Genomic DNA, 15,420 nt, shown 5'->3' on the forward strand with positions numbered 1-15,420 from the left:
AATATTATAATTTAGGAATCAATACCTCAGCATTCATTCCTGCACGGAGCATTTTTATTTTTTCTGCTGTATCGGTCAACAGTATTCGAACCGGAAACCTTTGTACTATTTTGACAAAATTGCCCGTGGCATTGTCTGGAGGTAAAAGCGAGAATCTAGATCCTGTTGCTGGAGCAAGAGATTGAATCTTACCATGAAAAGTTTCATTCGAATAAGCATCTACTTTGATTTCTACCTCTTGACCTTCCTGCATGTTTGCAATTTGGGTTTCTTTAAAATTAGCCACTATCCATTTCCCCTGATCTTGGTCTACTATAAAACCAAGAGTTTGTCCTTTTTGTATCAATTGACCCACTTGTAAGGTTTTATCACCCATAATCCCATCAGAAGGAGCTGTAATAACGGAATAGGTCAAGTTGAGTTTTATGTTATCAACTATTGCTTCTCTTTGCTTTACATTAGCACGAGCTATGGCTAGTTGTGAATCTGCATCGTTTATTTTTCCTTTTGCCGTTGTATAGGTATTTTGCATAGCCTTATATTCAGCTTTTGCAATTTCAAAACTAGTTTTGACTGCTTCAAAATGTTGTTGTGTAACAGCTTCTCCCTCAAGTAGTTTTTTATACCTATTATATTCCTGTTCTTGTTGCCACAATTTTGCTTTAGCGGCAGCAATACTGGCTTGACTAACTGAAGCACTGTTAGTCGTAGTTACAAAATTACTTTCTAACGCTAACAAGGATGCTTCAGCAGCATTCAAAGTCGCCTGAGCTTCTTGTAGCTGCATCAATGTTTCATTTCTATCAATTACAATCAAAGTATCTCCTCTGTGAACTTTTTGATGATCTCGATACTTAATTTCTTGTACAAAACCTGTAGTACGACTAAGAATAGGGTTAATATATTCTTCAACCTGTGCGTCATTTGTTTCTTCAAATCGATACATTTTTATAAGTGCATAAATTCCATACACTAACAGGATAATTAATACTATAAAAGCGATAGTATAGGTTATCTTGACAGTAATTCTATCAATACGTTCATGTTTTTCAGTTACTGTAGCCATAATTATAAATCTCCTGTGTTTTTTAAAAGTTGGTAATAATGCAATTGTTCAGCGGTCTTAGCCGAAATAAGTTCAAATTGAGCTTGTAATAATTGGGTATCTGCATCGAGTAAATCCGTTATCAAAGACAATTGATTAAAATACGTTTGATTGAGAATACGGTAATTTTCTTTAGCCTGTTTAATGTTCAATTCTAGTTCTTCTATTTTTTCTTGATCCTCCACATAGCGTTTATAGGCTATATTTATAGTTTTACGCAAATTATCCTGAACATTTTCCCTAGCCATCTTTTGTTCTTCATACAAAATTTTAGCTTCCTCCTCTTTATGGAAATCATGATAAAGAGAAGAGATAGAATAAGATAGTTTTATACCTACAACCCCTAATAAATAAGGTGCATTCTCATATGGATATAATTTGATCTGTGGATAGGAATAACTATAATCGCCAAACAACCCTATTCTTGGGAGTTTATCTGCTTTTAAGGCTGCCAAATTTAACCTACTCAGCTCTACTTTTTGCTGGGCAATTCTTTGCAAGGGTGATTTGTCGATAGCCTTGTCAATATAATCCGTGTAATTCAGTATTCTATTTTCTTGTTGAAAACCAATAGGGTCAATAGGTTTTAATTTCTGATCATCGGCTTCACCCATAAAAATATTTAGTTCTTGCATGGCTAACTGTGCATCATGTCGGATTGTGGTTAACGTTGTTTTTTGTTTTGATAATTGTAACTGCGCACGAAGTAAATCACTTTTCAACACTACACCTCCTGTATGCAATTTCTCAATCAATTTTAAACGAGCTTCATTCTGATAAATATTCTGCTTTACTAATTTTTCAAATTCCAAAAAAAGTTGTAATTTCAAATAGGTTTCAGCTACTTGATAATGAATTGATTCCGTAGTCTCTTTTTCTAAGTATCTTGACAACTCTTGCTTTACGGACTCTTTTTGAATATTCATTTTGAGTTTATGTCCATTATAAATATCAAAATAAGCGTCAATTGTCGCACCATAAATCGAATGATCCTCTAGTGGAATATAATCGGCTTGGTTCAAAATTCCATTATTGAATATGGGAATATTGGCTAATTTCCCATAATTTGCATTAAAACCTATTTCAGGAAGCTGCTTGTTTTTGGCATATTTGACAGCTTCCAAACCTGACTCAGCATGCAACTGACTCATTTTAATTTCTTTACTATTAACTGCGGCTTTTTGCCAAACTTTTTCCAAAGAAATAGAAATACTATCCTGAATAGTGACTTGGGCATTGACTGATACCAGCGTAAACAAGAATAAAGACAGTATTATTTTACACAAACTAGAACACATATTGATGTATTAAATTAAAATGCAAAATTGCGGCATATTTTTTAGTCTTATTTTGTCAATTAAGCCATTTATTTGTTAATTTGAGCCAACTTAAAAATTGTCTTATGCCAACTACAAAAACGCTTCACTTCTTAGAAAAAGTAAACCAATATCCAAAGACAACTTATATATTTCACACCAAGATTGAAGAGCGGCTTTTAATGCACAATCATAACAAACATCAATTAACTTATGTAGAAGGTGGAGCGGTTTATTTAAAAACAAAAGACAATTCTTATTTCTTACCGGCTAGGCATTTTGTCTGGATTCCAGCAGGAATGGAGCATTTAATCGAGTTAAAAACCTCCATAAGCATGATACGCAATATTTATATTCCGCCATCAATTTTAAATAATGATGATTTCTTTTCGAAAATGGGAATATATCCTGCTCCTAATTTAATTCTTGAAATGATTTTATTTACTGAAAACTGGAGCGGTAATATTTTTGAAAAGGAAAAAACTAAATATCTATATATTAAAACACTCGGTAATATCATTGCTGAAATGAGTAAAAACCCCTTACCTGTTGTGCTTCCTACTACCACCAATGAAAGATTAAGCCCAATTTTGGCCTACATCCATCTCCATGTAAATCAACCGTTGTTGTTAAAAAATGTAGCCCGCCTTTTTGGCTCTAGTAGCCGCAGTCTTTCCCGTTTATTTAGAACTGATTTAGACATATCCTTCCTGCAATATGTAAAACTCACCCGAATCATTCACAGTATGGAAAAACTACTTCAAACAGAGATGTCTATCAGTGAAATCGCTTATGAGTCCGGTTATAACAGTCCGGCCACTTTTAGCAACACCTTTTATAATTTAGTAAAAATAAGACCTGTCGATTTTAGAAAAGCAAATCGGGAAATTTCTTAATAAACTATACCACAATCAACTTACTCTTAAAACCCCTTTTATATACTTTGAATATTAACCCAAGAATATTTTATTCCAAATACAGCTTGTTATAAACAATTAATAATCAACTGAAATAAACCATTTTATTGCTATTTATCAGCTAAAAATTGATTAAATTTGATAGTCTAACTAGGTACTAATCAATTCGTACGACACTCAGCTTGCAGTCAAAAAATCAGTTTTCTCAAATTTAATATTCAAAAATTAGATAAAAAAACAAAATGGCATTTATAGACTATTACAAAATACTAGAAGTGGATAAAAAAGCAACGGAAGCCGAAATAAAAAAAGCATACCGAAAACTGGCTCGTAAATACCATCCCGACCTAAATCCCAACAACAAGGAAGCCGAAAAAAAATTCAAGGAAATCAATGAAGCCAATGAAGTATTGAGCCATGCCGAAAATCGCAAAAAATACGATGAATATGGCGAAAATTGGCAACATGCTGAAGAATTTGAAAAATCAAAAAGACAACAACAGCAATACCAAACTGGTGGCCAACAAGGTGGTTTTGGAGGTTTTGGAGGCGGTGGTGATTATTCTGATTTTTTTGAATCTATGTTTGGCGGGCGAGCTTCAAGAGGTGGCCCAGGCAGAAGCACTCCATACAAAGGCCAAGACTTCAATGCCGAATTGCATCTTGACCTCAAAGAGGTCTACACCACACACAAACGAACCTTAACCATTAACGGAAAAAATATCCGACTTACCATTCCTGCCGGAGTAGAAAATGGACAAATCATCAAAATAACCGGTCATGGTGGCGAAGGAGCTGGAGGCGGACCAAAAGGAGATTTGTACATTACATTTTCCATAGAAAACCACACCGATTTTAAACGGGACAAAGACAATTTATACGAAAATGTAGATTTAGATTTGTACACCGCCATTTTAGGAGGCGAGATTACTGTGAATACTTTTGACGGAAAAGTAAAACTCAAAGTCGCCCCAGGAACTCAAAATGGCACCAAAGTAAAACTGAAAGACAAAGGCTTTCCTGTTTATAAAAAAGAAGGACAATTTGGTGATTTATACATCACATATCAAATAAAAATTCCCAAAAATCTTACTGAAAAAGAAAAAGAATTATTTACTGAACTTTCTAAGTTAAGAACATCATGAGTACAGAAAACTTCATTACCCTAAGCACCTTATCTACCCATTATAAAGTGGAACTCACTTTCTTTGATAACCTAAACGAAATAGGATTAATCGAGATTCAGACTATTGATCAAACACAATATGTCCATCAAGATGCTATCTATGAAATTGAAAAAATAATTAGACTGCATCAGGAATTAGACGTCAATATAGAAGGTATTGATGTGGTGTTTAATTTACTCCAAAAAATAGACGCCTTGCAAACGGAGTTACTTTTAGTTCGAAACAGATTGCGGTTTTACGAAAATTAAAATCAGAAAATCTTTTTGAGAATTTTTATCTACAAAGTAAGTCACTCAAAATCTTATTTTAAAAACGATTAAAAAGCAGCTTCTTTTCTATCTAATCCTTTAAATGAAATGAGAATGACTAATGAATTTAATACTTTAAAACTGGTTCAGCTTGGCATTGATACCCAAAAAGAATTTGTAGTTTTCATGCGAAAAGACTGCCACATCTGTAAATCAGAAGGTTTTGAAGCACACAACAGAGTTTTGGTTACCGTAAAAGAAAAATCCATTATTGCCACTTTATATATCATTACCGACGGTATTTTAAAAGAAGGTAAAGCAGGATTATCAAATAGCGCCTGGAAGCAATTAAATGCCATCGAAGGAGACAAAATCAGCTTTGCTCATGTACAACCCGTAGCATCAATGGGGCTTGTCCGGTCAAAAATGTATGGCAAGCAATTAGATAAAATGGCTTTTCAAAAAATTATAGATGACATTGTAAAAGGACAGTATTCAAATATCGAAATCGCCTCTTTTATTACTGCCTGTGCCGGTGATAATCTCAATATGTCAGAAATCATTGCACTTACAGAAGCAATGATAGATTCAGGACAAAAACTAAACTGGATTAATAAGATTGTAGTAGACAAACATTGCGTAGGCGGACTTCCGGGAAACCGCACCACCCCTATCATAGTAGCTATCGTAGCCGAAGCCGGGCTTACCATCCCAAAAACATCTTCTCGCGCCATAACATCTCCCGCTGGAACTGCAGATACGCTCGAAACCATGACTTCGGTCAATCTGGATATTCAAAAAATTAAAAAAGTAGTCGAAAAAGAAAACGGCTGCTTTGTATGGGGAGGCTCTATAAAACTAAGTCCTGCCGACGATATTTTAATTCGGATCGAAAGAGCACTCGATATCGATGGCGAAGGGCAAATGATCGCATCGGTATTGTCTAAGAAATCAGCAGCCGGCTCCACCCATGTCGTTATCGATATTCCTATTGGAAAAACTGCAAAAGTAAGAACCGAAGAAGATGCCGAGAAATTGAAATACTATTTCACAGTAGTGGGAAAAGCACTTTCACTGGAAGTAAAAGTACTCTTCACTGATGGTTCACAACCTATTGGCAGAGGAATTGGTCCAGCATTGGAAGCTATGGATGTTTTAAGTGTACTGCGAAACGAAAAAGAGGCACCACAAGATTTAAGAAATAAATCCCTCCTCATTGCTGGCAGCATCATCGACTTGGCCAACAATCAAAAAAGTGGAAACGGCTACCTATCGGCCGAAAGGATTCTTTCTTCGGGTAGAGCTTATGAGAAATTCATGGCTATTTGTAAAGCACAAGGAGGTTTTAAAGAACCCGTTTTGGGCGCTTTCAAAACAGATATTCATGCCGAAAAATCAGGAATTGTTGTCGAAATCGACAATCGCAGAATTGCTAAAATTGCTAAGCTTGCCGGTGCTCCTCATGATTCAAAAGCTGGTGTACTGCTTCATACGCCTTTGAAAACAAGAGTAAAAAAGGGAGACCTTTTATTTTGCATTTATGCCGAAACAAAAGGCGAATTGAATTATGCCACAGAATATCTAAAAAAGGAACAGGACATCATTCTAATCCAATAAACTAGCATGAAAAAGATATTTTTTACTTTGCCCGGAAATGAAAAACTTGCGGATTTGCTTATCCAAAAAGAAGACGGGGAAAAAGGAAATGCTGAAACACACCAATTTCCAGATGGAGAAACTTATATCCGAATACTTTCGAATGTTAAGGACAAAGAAGTAGTCATAATCTGTACACTAAATCAACCCGATTCTAAGCTATTGCCAATCTATTTTTTGGCCAAAACGGCTAAAGAACTAGGTGTTAAAAAAGTTACTCTAGTGGCTCCTTATCTGGCCTATATGCGTCAGGATAAAGTTTTCAATCCCGGAGAGGCAGTAACCTCAACCTATTTTGCCCAATTGATTTCGAGCTTTATAGATACTTTAATCACAATCGATCCGCATTTGCATCGGAGAACTAGCTTATCGGAAATTTATAGTATTCCTACCAGATTAGGACATGCCGCCAATCACATTTCCGCTTGGATTAAAAAAAACATTGACAAACCCTTATTGATTGGTCCCGATATCGAAAGTGAACAATGGGTTTCAGAAGTCGCAAAAAATGCCAATGCCTCTTACATCATTTTAACAAAAATACGCCATGGCGATAGTGACGTATCCGTTTCTGTTCCTGCAGTGGAGCAATACAAAGAATTTACTCCAGTTCTGGTAGATGACATTATCTCAACAGGACACACTATGATTGAGACAATCAACCAATTGAAAATGGCCGGGATGAAACCTGCTGTTTGCATAGGTGTTCACGCAATTTTTAGCGGAAATTCTTTTCAAGAAATAAAAAATTCCGGTGTCAAAGAAATCATCAGTTGCAATACTATTCCGCATGAAAGCAATCGTATTGATATCAGCGATTTATTAATCCAATAATTAAAATAAACAATCTATTTTGGAAATCTCTAAAATCCTCACTACGAAAACTTGAACTAAAAATATCTTATTTAATCATTTTAAAATCCGTTAACAAAGCGTCATTGTAATAAAAGCAATTGATATTAATCAGGCACTCTCTTTTTTTAGCTAAAGCTATCAAAAACCAAAGCTACCCCATAAAAAAAAATGATAATAAGAAGAATAATCGTATATTTGAGTAGCCTTTTCTTGCTGAAAATTAATTCATTAACCTATGAATACTAATTTTAAAATAATAGAAATATCCAAATCTTTCTTATTAGAAATTGGCGAACTTTCATTTTTCGCGAGCCGTTTTTTTAGAGAGGCTTTCAGAAGTCCGATGGAGTTTAGAGAATTCCTAAGACAATGTTACAATATGGGAAATCGTTCTTTATTACTTGTAGCTGTAACTGGTTTCATTATTGGTCTGGTTTTTACTTTACAATCGCGTCCCACACTGTTGGAATTTGGAGCAGTTTCTTGGATGCCTTCTATGGTTAGTATTTCTATCATTCGAGAAATAGGCCCCATTATTACTGCCCTAATTTGTGCGGGCCGTATTGGTTCTGGAATTGGTGCTGAGCTAGGTTCCATGCGAGTTACTGAGCAAATTGATGCTATGGAAGTCTCTGGTACAAATCCTTTCAAATATTTAGTGGTTACCCGAATTTTAGCAACCACATTTATGCTTCCTATATTGGTTTTTTTTGGAGATGCTATTGCTCTTTTTGGCTCTTATTTGGTCGAAAATGTCAAAGGAAATGTTTCATTTTTGTTGTATTTCAATAAGGTTTTCAATGCGTTGGAATTTGGTGATTTAATTCCTGCAACAATTAAAACCTTCTTTTTTGGATTCGCCATAGGCTTAGTGGGGTGTTTTAAAGGCTATTATTGTAAAAAAGGCACCGCCGGTGTGGGGCTTGCTGCTAATTCAGCTGTTGTATTCACTTCGATGCTGCTTTTTATTATTGATTTCATTGCCGTTTTTGTGACTGATATATTTTATGATTTATGACTACCGAAACTCCAAATACAAAAGCTATCATAACAATCAAAGAGCTAAAAAAGAGCTATGGAGACCATCATGTTTTGAATGGTTTTAATATGGTTCTAAATGAAGGGGAAAACTTGGTTATTATGGGTAAATCCGGTTCCGGTAAATCCGTTATGATCAAATGTCTGGTAGGACTCGAACAGCCGGATAGTGGCTCGATAGAAGTAATGGGCGAGAATATCAACGAACTCAACCGATCCGCATTGGACGAACTTCGAACTGAAATTGGCTTTCTTTTTCAAGGAAGTGCGCTTTATGATTCGATGACCGTCCGAGAGAATCTGGAATTTCCATTGCGCCGTCACACCAAAAAATTTGGTGTATTAAAAGACACCACTCCGCTAGTGATGGAAGCACTGGAGAACGTAGGCCTAGCCGATACCATTAACCTGATGCCCGAAGAATTATCCGGAGGAATGAAACGCAGGATTGCCCTTGCCAGAACGCTAATTCTGCAACCAAAAATTATCCTCTATGACGAACCTACTACTGGACTAGATCCTATAACCGCCAAAGAAATATTAATCTTAATGAAATCAATCCAGCAAAAATACAATACCTCATCTCTAATTATTACCCATGATGTAGATTGTGCCAGAGTGATTTCGAACAGAATGATTCTACTTGTCGATGGAATTAATTATGCCGAAGGCACTTTTAAAGAGCTATCCTCTTCAACAGATCCTAAAATACAGGCTTTCTTTAAATAAACACAGACATGGAAAAAACAACATCGCAAAAAATAAAATTGGGTCTTTTTGTTATTATTGGCCTTATCATTTTCATTCTTGCCATTTATTTTATTGGTGATAAACAAAAAATGTTTGGCAAAACAAATCGCTTGGAAACCGTTTTTAACAATGTAAACGGCTTGCAAATAGGTAACAATGTGCGTTACTCCGGGGTAAACGTGGGAACTGTTCGTGGCATTGAAATGATCAATGACACAAACATAAAAGTGGATATGATCATTGATAAAAACATCTTTAAACACATAAAAAAAGATGCCGTAGCGACCATAGGTTCTGATGGATTAGTAGGGAGTATGATCATAAACATTATACCCGGAAAAGGACTAAAACCGAACGTTGAGCTAGGCGATGTAATTCATTCACAAAACCGCATAAGAACTGATGATATTTTAAATACACTTGGTAAAACCAATCAAAATGCGGCTATTCTTACCGAAAATTTACTTAAAATAACAAACGATATCAATCAAGGAAAAGGAACTGTAGGTCTTTTGATAAGTGATATCGAAATGGCTCGAGATTTAAAAGAGACCATACATTATTTAAAAATATCAGGGAAAGAGACCTCTTTATCAGTATCAAATTTAAACAAACTCATCTCTTCTTTGGATAATAAGAATAACGTAATTGGTGTTGTAAAAGATACCGCAGTAGCTGCTAAAATCAAAAATATCATTTTCAATCTAAATCAATCAAGTACCGAAATTGATAAAGTGATTGGGAATCTTAACAAAACTGTTTTGAATATTAAAGACGGCAAAGGTGCCCTCAATTATCTTTCGAATGACCCAAATTTAGTTCAAAATATAGACTCTACAATGACTAACATAAATCAAGCCAGCAAACGACTAAACGAAAATATGGAAGCCTTAAAACACAACTTCTTTTTTAGAGGCTATTTCAGAAAACAAGAAAAAGAAAAATTAAAAGAACAGAAAAAATAAGTATTGTGTAAAGCTCAAAATGTTCCTTGTACTCATCCTCAATAGCGAATAAGTTGTATTTTAAATGCTTTTCAAAGCTTCAACCAATAAATCAACATCTTCTTTTGAGTTGTAATGGCTAAAAGAAATTCGCAGACTCGGTTTTTTTAAATCCTCAGCAGAAAGCATCTCAGCCAAAACATGAGAAGGCTTGATGCTCCCGCTTTGACAGGCACTCCCTCGGGAAACCGCAATTCCTTTCATATCCAAATGAAATAGAATCATAGCTGTTTTTTCGGCTGATAAAGGCAACAGAACATTCACTATGTTGTAAAATCCATCTGGATTTCCATTGATAGAAAAGCCTGGGAATTCAACTTCAAGACTTTCAATCAAATAACTTCTCAAATCAGAAATATACTTTCTTTCGGTCTCTAAATTAGCATAAGCAAGTTCCAGCGCTTTTGCCATTCCCGCTAGCTGATGCACGGCTTCGGTTCCCGCACGCAATCCTTTTTCCTGTTCTCCACCGTAAAATAAAGGCTGTAAACCTGAGTTTTTTCGAACAAAAGCAAAACCAACACCCTTTGGTCCATGAAATTTATGAGCACTGGCAACCAGAAAATCAACAGCTAAAACCTGCAAATCCAATACTGCTTTTCCAATAGATTGAACGGTATCCGAATGAAATAAAGCCTTGTATTGCTGGCATATCTGCCCTACTCGAGCTAGATCCAGAACGGTTCCAATTTCGTTATTTACCTGCATCAAACTCACTAATGTTTTATGCTCCTGAGAAAGCAACTCTACTAGATTTGTGAGGTCAATTTCACCATTTGGCTTAAGGTTCACATAATCCACTTGAATATCAAATTCTTTTTGCAAAGCTTGAATAGTAAACAAAACCGCATGATGCTCTATTTTACTGGTAATAATGCGTTTTACCTTCAAATCTGACACCGCCGAACGAAGAATCCAATTATTGGCTTCCGTCCCGCAGGAGGTAAAAATAATCTCTTGAGCAGAAGCATTGATCGCCTTGGCAATTGATTTTCTGGAAAGCTCCAAAATACTTTTGGCATTGCGTCCAAAACTATGTGTAGATGAAGGATTTCCGTAATCATCGGCCATTACTTTTGTCATTTCCCTGATAACTTCGGGACGAATAGCGGTTGTAGAGGCATTATCGAGGTATACTTTTTTCATTTTTTGATGATTCAAATTATTTAAAATCCTTCTATTTCTGATGGTGCTATTTTTATTTTTCTAGTAAAAAGCACTCTTTCATTAAAAATTAATACCGAAACAAAAATTAGAAAATAAGAAAACCCCTGCAGAAAACTTACCTCTTCATTGTAAAAAAATATTGCCAATAAAAACCCAATAATAGGGTTGATATAGATCATAATACCCACTGCCGAAGAATTAATTCCTTTGAGTGCATAGAGATTTAAAAACAAAGGGATAATTGTAAAAAAGAGCACTATAGCAAACAGACAAACATAAAATAGCGGTTCAGTAGGAACTGGTCCGCTAAGTACCGGATAAAACGGTAAAAGAACCAGTGCGATAAAAATCAATTGCACTGTCAATACCAAAAATTTATCCATTTGACTGTTTTTTCGCTGACTCACTAAATACATGGCATAGGTTGCTGCGACAATCAAACTATAAAAAATAGACTCAAAATAGTTTATGGACAGTAACACACAACTCAGCACACTTATCAAAACGGCTAACCATTGCCATTTACTGAGCCTTTCATTTAAGATAAAAAAGGCCAAAACAGTCGTCAAAATTGGACAAATCAAATAGGCTAATGAAGCGGCTTTTACACTCACATTATTCATTACGTAAATAAATACAAACCAGTTTAAAGAGAGAAATACCCCCCCGCCCACGGTCAATAAAACGACATTTCGTTTCTGTTTAGCACTCATATTTCTAAAATAATTCCAATCTTTCTGGATCACTTTCTTACGAAAAACCAGATTAATCAGTACCATTGTAATCACACTGAAGAAAACACGGTAAAACAAAATATCCAAAGAAGAATAATTGTATAAGGGCTTTAAAGCTAAACTAAAAAAACCCCAGATAAAAAAAGCCAAAAATGCGGCAGAATAATATTTATTAAGTCTCATCACCTGTATTAAATTGGCGCAAAGATAATGATTTCTATTCGCTTAAAATCATTAACAGTATTGCTTTACCACAAAGCCACATCACTACCATTAAGACCTTATATCGAATTTAACACCTAATGGCACAGTTAAATTCTATGTTTTTGAATGGAATGCATTTGAAACAAATTAAAAATTCTATTTTTGTTTCAAATATGATAAAAATGAAAAGAGTAGTAAGCCTAATGTTTTTTGCCCTGTTATTAAACAGCTGTGATGATGGAAATTTAATTCAGGAAGACATCAATTTTGAAGATGTCGATACGCAGAACTGCAGCACAAATGACATCATCTACAAACTAAAAGAGAAAGAAGCTTTGCTTCTTGAGATCCCTAAAACCTCCTTCCCTAGTGAACCCTCTTTGACCAATACGCCACTGTCAATAGACATTAATAACACAAATCGTGTTGTTTACCGTTTTTACAATGGAAACGTTGCCACTGACAATATTTGCGAAACCATCCCTCCTGCTAACCCTATTGTAACGGACCAATGGAATGCTACTGCCGGGAAAATAGAGATTTTTACCACCGCAATCAAAACTGTCAACACCACTGAGAATAGTACTAAAATTTCAGGCTACAATCATAGTATTGTATTTAAAAATATCACTTTTGCCAAAAGCAACGGAACTCAGGTATACGAAACCTTCCCTTTTGGAAATTATGTTACACCAGCGACTCCTTTGCCTTTCCTTTTTGACAAAACGATTGAAAAATGCAGCTCGTCTAACCTGATTTATAATTATACCACCAGCGAAGCTTTGACTCTGGATATAGACCCAAATCTAATTGTTAACGAAGTGACCGCAGTAAATACACCTCGTACAGGAGTCATTGGCACTAGCAAAAACATCCTGAAATATCGCTTATTTTCAGGCCTCCTGACCTCAGATTATTTTTGTGCAACCACGACACCTGCTACCCCAACAATAAGTCAACAATGGGATGCCGTAGCCGGAATAAGCGGTATAAACGGAATCATAGAAGTCACCACAACCACTGATGGACCTAACACTTTTAAGCATACTATTGTACTCAAAAAAGTGACCTTAAAGAAAGGTAACAGCGATTTTTTATTGGGTGATAATTATCTTTATGGCGATCTTTTAACAACGAATTAAAGCGTTAATTTTCTTTTAAAAGAAGCCAAAAAAAGTCCCGTTTTACAATTGTAAAACGGGACTTTTTTTGCTCAGTAACCAACCTTTTATTTGCTGTTTTGTTTGATAAAAACTTCGGTTGCACCTAGACCATATTTTTGATAATTGGCATCCTGAAAAGCAATATTATCATAACGCCCTAACAAAAAATCAAGCTCTGCTTTTAAGATTCCTTCACCAACTCCGTGTATAAAAACGATCTTAGGGATGCGGTTGCGAATGGCAAATTCGATATGTCTTTTGGCTGTTTCCGATTGTAAAGTCAGAATATCATAATTAGACATTCCACGTTTATTGGGAACCAATTTTTCGATGTGTAAATCAAACTCCGGAGCTGATATTTCATTTTTATCTTTGCGTTCTTTCACAAAACTCCGAGGTTTTGGGATCTCTTTTTCCTTCGAAACCTTATCTATATTAATTCTTTTAATGGAGTCCATTAAGTTACTGGAAACGTTTACTTTAATTAATTCATTGACAAAAAATGTCATCACAAATCCTTCCTCCGTTTCTATTGTTACCTCTTTATCTTTTACTGACAAGACCACTCCATTGATCGCTTCATCAAGTACTGAAACCCTATCTCCTTTACTAAACATCTTTCTCTTCTTTTTCTTGATTTTTACTTGGCGTTTTAGCACTCAGTCGCATCATCCCAAACATAAAAACGACTATCGCTACCACCGTTACATACACATTTTTCTCGGCACTCACCTGCTCAAAAAAAGCGATAAGAATTGCCAAAAGCATTATCAGAATTACTATTTTTTTCATTTCATTTTTTATCAGGTTCCAAAAGTAACAAATTAAAAATAGCCCTGCTTTTTTATAAAAAAGGTTTATTCTTTTTTTTGTAAATTGTCAAAAAATAAATCCATTGAATTTAGAAAAATACATGCTCCCTTGTTTGAGTAAAACCCTCTTCGGAATAGAGTGTTTAGGTTGCGGTTTTCAGAGAGCATTATTGTTACTTTTGAAAGGAGAATTTGCTGCCTCTTTTCAAATGTATCCAGCCATTTTCACTTCGTTATTATTCTTGGCTTTTATAGGTTTTCATTTTATTTACAAAGGTGTTTTTTCTCAAAAAACAATTTTCTTCATAGGCATGTTAAATGTAATTTTTATGATTGCGGGTTACATTTACAAACACTATTAATTGCCTTTTTTAAAAAATACCTCACTTTTCGACTCTCTTCAAAATATCATTCATCATCTCGATTTGTATCTTTTGAATTTCTATTAATTCTTCCTGTTGGTGCTTGATTAAATTATCCAGTTTTTCATGAAGCATTCGGATTTCCAGTTCTGATTTCAGATTGATAATATAATCCTTTCTTGCTCGTTCCCGGTCTTTCTCCTCTTGACGATTTTGACTCATCATAATAACCGGAGCCTGAAGGGCTGCTAAACAGGACAGGATTAAATTCAATAAAATAAATGGATAGGGATCGAATCCCTTATTGAGCAAAATATAAATATTAGCCAGAATCCATAAAAGAATAAAAACACCAAACAGGATTATAAACCGCCAACTCCCTCCAAAATCAGCCACCTTATCCGCGACATATTGCCCAAAGGTTCTGGTTTCGACTTCTTCCTCAATTTTGATTACCGTAGAATCATAATCTTTGAGTTCTGCTGCAACTTGGGTTTCAATTTCCGAAAGAACATCTACTTCCTGAGACAGATAATTCGAAATGTATTTGTCCCGATATAAATTCAACTCCGTTACAGACAAAAACTTTTCTGAAGTAAAATCCGGAAAGTCCTCTTTTATCAAAGTCAGAATAGGTGTTCGAATTATTTTGGCCGAAACCTTATCTATTAATGGAAATTGCTTCCGAGAAAGATCACTTATAAAAGTTGATTTTTTTTTCATTTCATTTTATTTTTCTATGCTAATTTACGGATTTATTAATTATTTAATTCAAAATCGGCATACATCCAAAATCGCTTGATTCCCAGTGAGACAATTGCCGTTGTTACCGAATAATCCAAAATTGTTCAATATATTTGTTTCGTTTTTTCATCAGAAAACAAATAATCATGCTTAAACAC

17 protein-coding genes are annotated in these 15,420 nt (G+C 35.1%); 10 read left to right on the forward strand and 7 right to left on the reverse strand.

What is annotated here, in order from left to right:
* Positions 1 to 4: 4 nt before the first annotated feature.
* Together LNP19_RS14310 and LNP19_RS14315 are read right to left on the reverse strand one after the other, a co-directional pair.
* On the reverse strand, positions 5 to 1,066 hold the full coding sequence (locus LNP19_RS14310; RefSeq protein WP_230062574.1) for an HlyD family secretion protein: 1,062 nt from the start codon (positions 1,064 to 1,066) through the stop codon (positions 5 to 7).
* Between the two features lie 2 nt (positions 1,067 to 1,068).
* Positions 1,069 to 2,403 (reverse strand): TolC family protein, encoded by a 1,335-nt coding sequence (locus LNP19_RS14315; protein ID WP_230062575.1) that lies wholly within the window; start codon positions 2,401 to 2,403, stop codon positions 1,069 to 1,071.
* Between the two features lie 104 nt (positions 2,404 to 2,507).
* On the opposite strand from LNP19_RS14315, the gene LNP19_RS14320 reads away from it, so the two are divergent.
* The 8 genes from LNP19_RS14320 (at position 2,508) to LNP19_RS14355 (ending at position 10,037) form a co-directional block, all read left to right on the forward strand.
* Entirely contained in the window at positions 2,508 to 3,317 is an 810-nt protein-coding gene (locus LNP19_RS14320) for an AraC family transcriptional regulator (RefSeq protein WP_230062576.1), read from the forward strand.
* 263 nt (positions 3,318 to 3,580) lie between these two features.
* A complete protein-coding gene (locus LNP19_RS14325; RefSeq protein WP_230062577.1) occupies positions 3,581 to 4,483 on the forward strand; it encodes a DnaJ C-terminal domain-containing protein in 903 nt (300 codons plus the stop codon).
* Positions 4,480 to 4,773, forward strand: a complete 294-nt coding sequence (locus LNP19_RS14330; RefSeq protein ID WP_230062578.1) for a chaperone modulator CbpM — start codon at positions 4,480 to 4,482, stop codon at positions 4,771 to 4,773. The genes LNP19_RS14325 and LNP19_RS14330 overlap by 4 nt, the downstream gene beginning before the upstream one ends.
* Before the next feature lie 114 nt (positions 4,774 to 4,887).
* On the forward strand, positions 4,888 to 6,390 hold the full coding sequence (locus LNP19_RS14335) for a thymidine phosphorylase family protein (RefSeq protein WP_230062579.1): 1,503 nt from the start codon (positions 4,888 to 4,890) through the stop codon (positions 6,388 to 6,390).
* Between the two features lie 6 nt (positions 6,391 to 6,396).
* Positions 6,397 to 7,263 (forward strand): ribose-phosphate pyrophosphokinase, encoded by an 867-nt coding sequence (locus LNP19_RS14340; RefSeq protein WP_230062580.1) that lies wholly within the window; start codon positions 6,397 to 6,399, stop codon positions 7,261 to 7,263.
* A 256-nt stretch (positions 7,264 to 7,519) separates the two neighbouring features.
* Positions 7,520 to 8,302: an MlaE family ABC transporter permease gene (locus LNP19_RS14345; RefSeq protein ID WP_230062581.1), complete on the forward strand. Its 783-nt coding sequence runs from the start codon at positions 7,520 to 7,522 to the stop codon at positions 8,300 to 8,302.
* Positions 8,299 to 9,051 carry an ABC transporter ATP-binding protein gene (locus LNP19_RS14350; RefSeq protein ID WP_230062582.1) on the forward strand — a complete coding sequence of 251 codons (753 nt, stop codon included), beginning with the start codon at positions 8,299 to 8,301 and terminating at the stop codon, positions 9,049 to 9,051. The genes LNP19_RS14345 and LNP19_RS14350 overlap by 4 nt, the downstream gene beginning before the upstream one ends.
* An 8-nt stretch (positions 9,052 to 9,059) precedes the next feature.
* A complete protein-coding gene (locus LNP19_RS14355) occupies positions 9,060 to 10,037 on the forward strand; it encodes an MlaD family protein (protein ID WP_230062583.1) in 978 nt (325 codons plus the stop codon).
* 60 nt (positions 10,038 to 10,097) lie between these two features.
* Here LNP19_RS14355 and LNP19_RS14360 read toward each other — a convergent pair whose 3' ends face one another.
* Together LNP19_RS14360 and LNP19_RS14365 are read right to left on the reverse strand one after the other, a co-directional pair.
* Positions 10,098 to 11,222: a cysteine desulfurase family protein gene (locus LNP19_RS14360; protein WP_230062584.1), complete on the reverse strand. Its 1,125-nt coding sequence runs from the start codon at positions 11,220 to 11,222 to the stop codon at positions 10,098 to 10,100.
* Between the two features lie 20 nt (positions 11,223 to 11,242).
* The gene (locus LNP19_RS14365) at positions 11,243 to 12,160 is read right to left on the reverse strand and encodes an EamA family transporter (RefSeq protein ID WP_230062585.1); all 918 of its coding nucleotides are present in this window, start codon (positions 12,158 to 12,160) and stop codon (positions 11,243 to 11,245) included.
* A 203-nt stretch (positions 12,161 to 12,363) separates the two neighbouring features.
* On the opposite strand from LNP19_RS14365, the gene LNP19_RS14370 reads away from it, so the two are divergent.
* Positions 12,364 to 13,323, forward strand: coding sequence for a hypothetical protein (locus LNP19_RS14370; protein ID WP_230062586.1), 960 nt, complete (start codon positions 12,364 to 12,366; stop codon positions 13,321 to 13,323).
* 86 nt (positions 13,324 to 13,409) lie between these two features.
* On the opposite strand, the gene LNP19_RS14375 is transcribed toward LNP19_RS14370, so the two are convergent.
* Together LNP19_RS14375 and LNP19_RS14380 are read right to left on the reverse strand one after the other, a co-directional pair.
* Positions 13,410 to 13,961 carry a Smr/MutS family protein gene (locus LNP19_RS14375; protein WP_230062587.1) on the reverse strand — a complete coding sequence of 184 codons (552 nt, stop codon included), beginning with the start codon at positions 13,959 to 13,961 and terminating at the stop codon, positions 13,410 to 13,412.
* Positions 13,954 to 14,136 (reverse strand): hypothetical protein, encoded by a 183-nt coding sequence (locus LNP19_RS14380; protein WP_230062588.1) that lies wholly within the window; start codon positions 14,134 to 14,136, stop codon positions 13,954 to 13,956. Before LNP19_RS14380 ends, LNP19_RS14375 begins: the two co-directional genes overlap by 8 nt.
* Before the next feature lie 103 nt (positions 14,137 to 14,239).
* Between LNP19_RS14380 and LNP19_RS14385 the strand changes: the two genes are divergently transcribed.
* Positions 14,240 to 14,518, forward strand: coding sequence for a DUF2752 domain-containing protein (locus LNP19_RS14385; RefSeq protein ID WP_230062589.1), 279 nt, complete (start codon positions 14,240 to 14,242; stop codon positions 14,516 to 14,518).
* Positions 14,519 to 14,539: 21 nt separating this feature from the next.
* Here LNP19_RS14385 and LNP19_RS14390 read toward each other — a convergent pair whose 3' ends face one another.
* On the reverse strand, positions 14,540 to 15,241 hold the full coding sequence (locus LNP19_RS14390; protein WP_230062590.1) for a DUF1003 domain-containing protein: 702 nt from the start codon (positions 15,239 to 15,241) through the stop codon (positions 14,540 to 14,542).
* Positions 15,242 to 15,420 lie beyond the last annotated feature (179 nt).

Origin of the sequence: Flavobacterium acetivorans, from assembly GCF_020911885.1 — a bacterium.
GTDB lineage: Bacteria > Bacteroidota > Bacteroidia > Flavobacteriales > Flavobacteriaceae > Flavobacterium > Flavobacterium acetivorans.

Coding starts and splice junctions, on each gene's coding strand:
- LNP19_RS14310 (WP_230062574.1), bottom strand. CDS start 1,066: ATGGCTACAGTAACTGAAAAACATGAACGTATTGATAGAATTACTGTC.
- LNP19_RS14315 (WP_230062575.1), bottom strand. CDS start 2,403: ATGTGTTCTAGTTTGTGTAAAATAATACTGTCTTTATTCTTGTTTACG.
- LNP19_RS14320 (WP_230062576.1), top strand. CDS start 2,508: ATGCCAACTACAAAAACGCTTCACTTCTTAGAAAAAGTAAACCAATAT.
- LNP19_RS14325 (WP_230062577.1), top strand. CDS start 3,581: ATGGCATTTATAGACTATTACAAAATACTAGAAGTGGATAAAAAAGCA.
- LNP19_RS14330 (WP_230062578.1), top strand. CDS start 4,480: ATGAGTACAGAAAACTTCATTACCCTAAGCACCTTATCTACCCATTAT.
- LNP19_RS14335 (WP_230062579.1), top strand. CDS start 4,888: ATGACTAATGAATTTAATACTTTAAAACTGGTTCAGCTTGGCATTGAT.
- LNP19_RS14340 (WP_230062580.1), top strand. CDS start 6,397: ATGAAAAAGATATTTTTTACTTTGCCCGGAAATGAAAAACTTGCGGAT.
- LNP19_RS14345 (WP_230062581.1), top strand. CDS start 7,520: ATGAATACTAATTTTAAAATAATAGAAATATCCAAATCTTTCTTATTA.
- LNP19_RS14350 (WP_230062582.1), top strand. CDS start 8,299: ATGACTACCGAAACTCCAAATACAAAAGCTATCATAACAATCAAAGAG.
- LNP19_RS14355 (WP_230062583.1), top strand. CDS start 9,060: ATGGAAAAAACAACATCGCAAAAAATAAAATTGGGTCTTTTTGTTATT.
- LNP19_RS14360 (WP_230062584.1), bottom strand. CDS start 11,222: ATGAAAAAAGTATACCTCGATAATGCCTCTACAACCGCTATTCGTCCC.
- LNP19_RS14365 (WP_230062585.1), bottom strand. CDS start 12,160: ATGAGACTTAATAAATATTATTCTGCCGCATTTTTGGCTTTTTTTATC.
- LNP19_RS14370 (WP_230062586.1), top strand. CDS start 12,364: ATGAAAAGAGTAGTAAGCCTAATGTTTTTTGCCCTGTTATTAAACAGC.
- LNP19_RS14375 (WP_230062587.1), bottom strand. CDS start 13,961: ATGTTTAGTAAAGGAGATAGGGTTTCAGTACTTGATGAAGCGATCAAT.
- LNP19_RS14380 (WP_230062588.1), bottom strand. CDS start 14,136: ATGAAAAAAATAGTAATTCTGATAATGCTTTTGGCAATTCTTATCGCT.
- LNP19_RS14390 (WP_230062590.1), bottom strand. CDS start 15,241: ATGAAAAAAAAATCAACTTTTATAAGTGATCTTTCTCGGAAGCAATTT.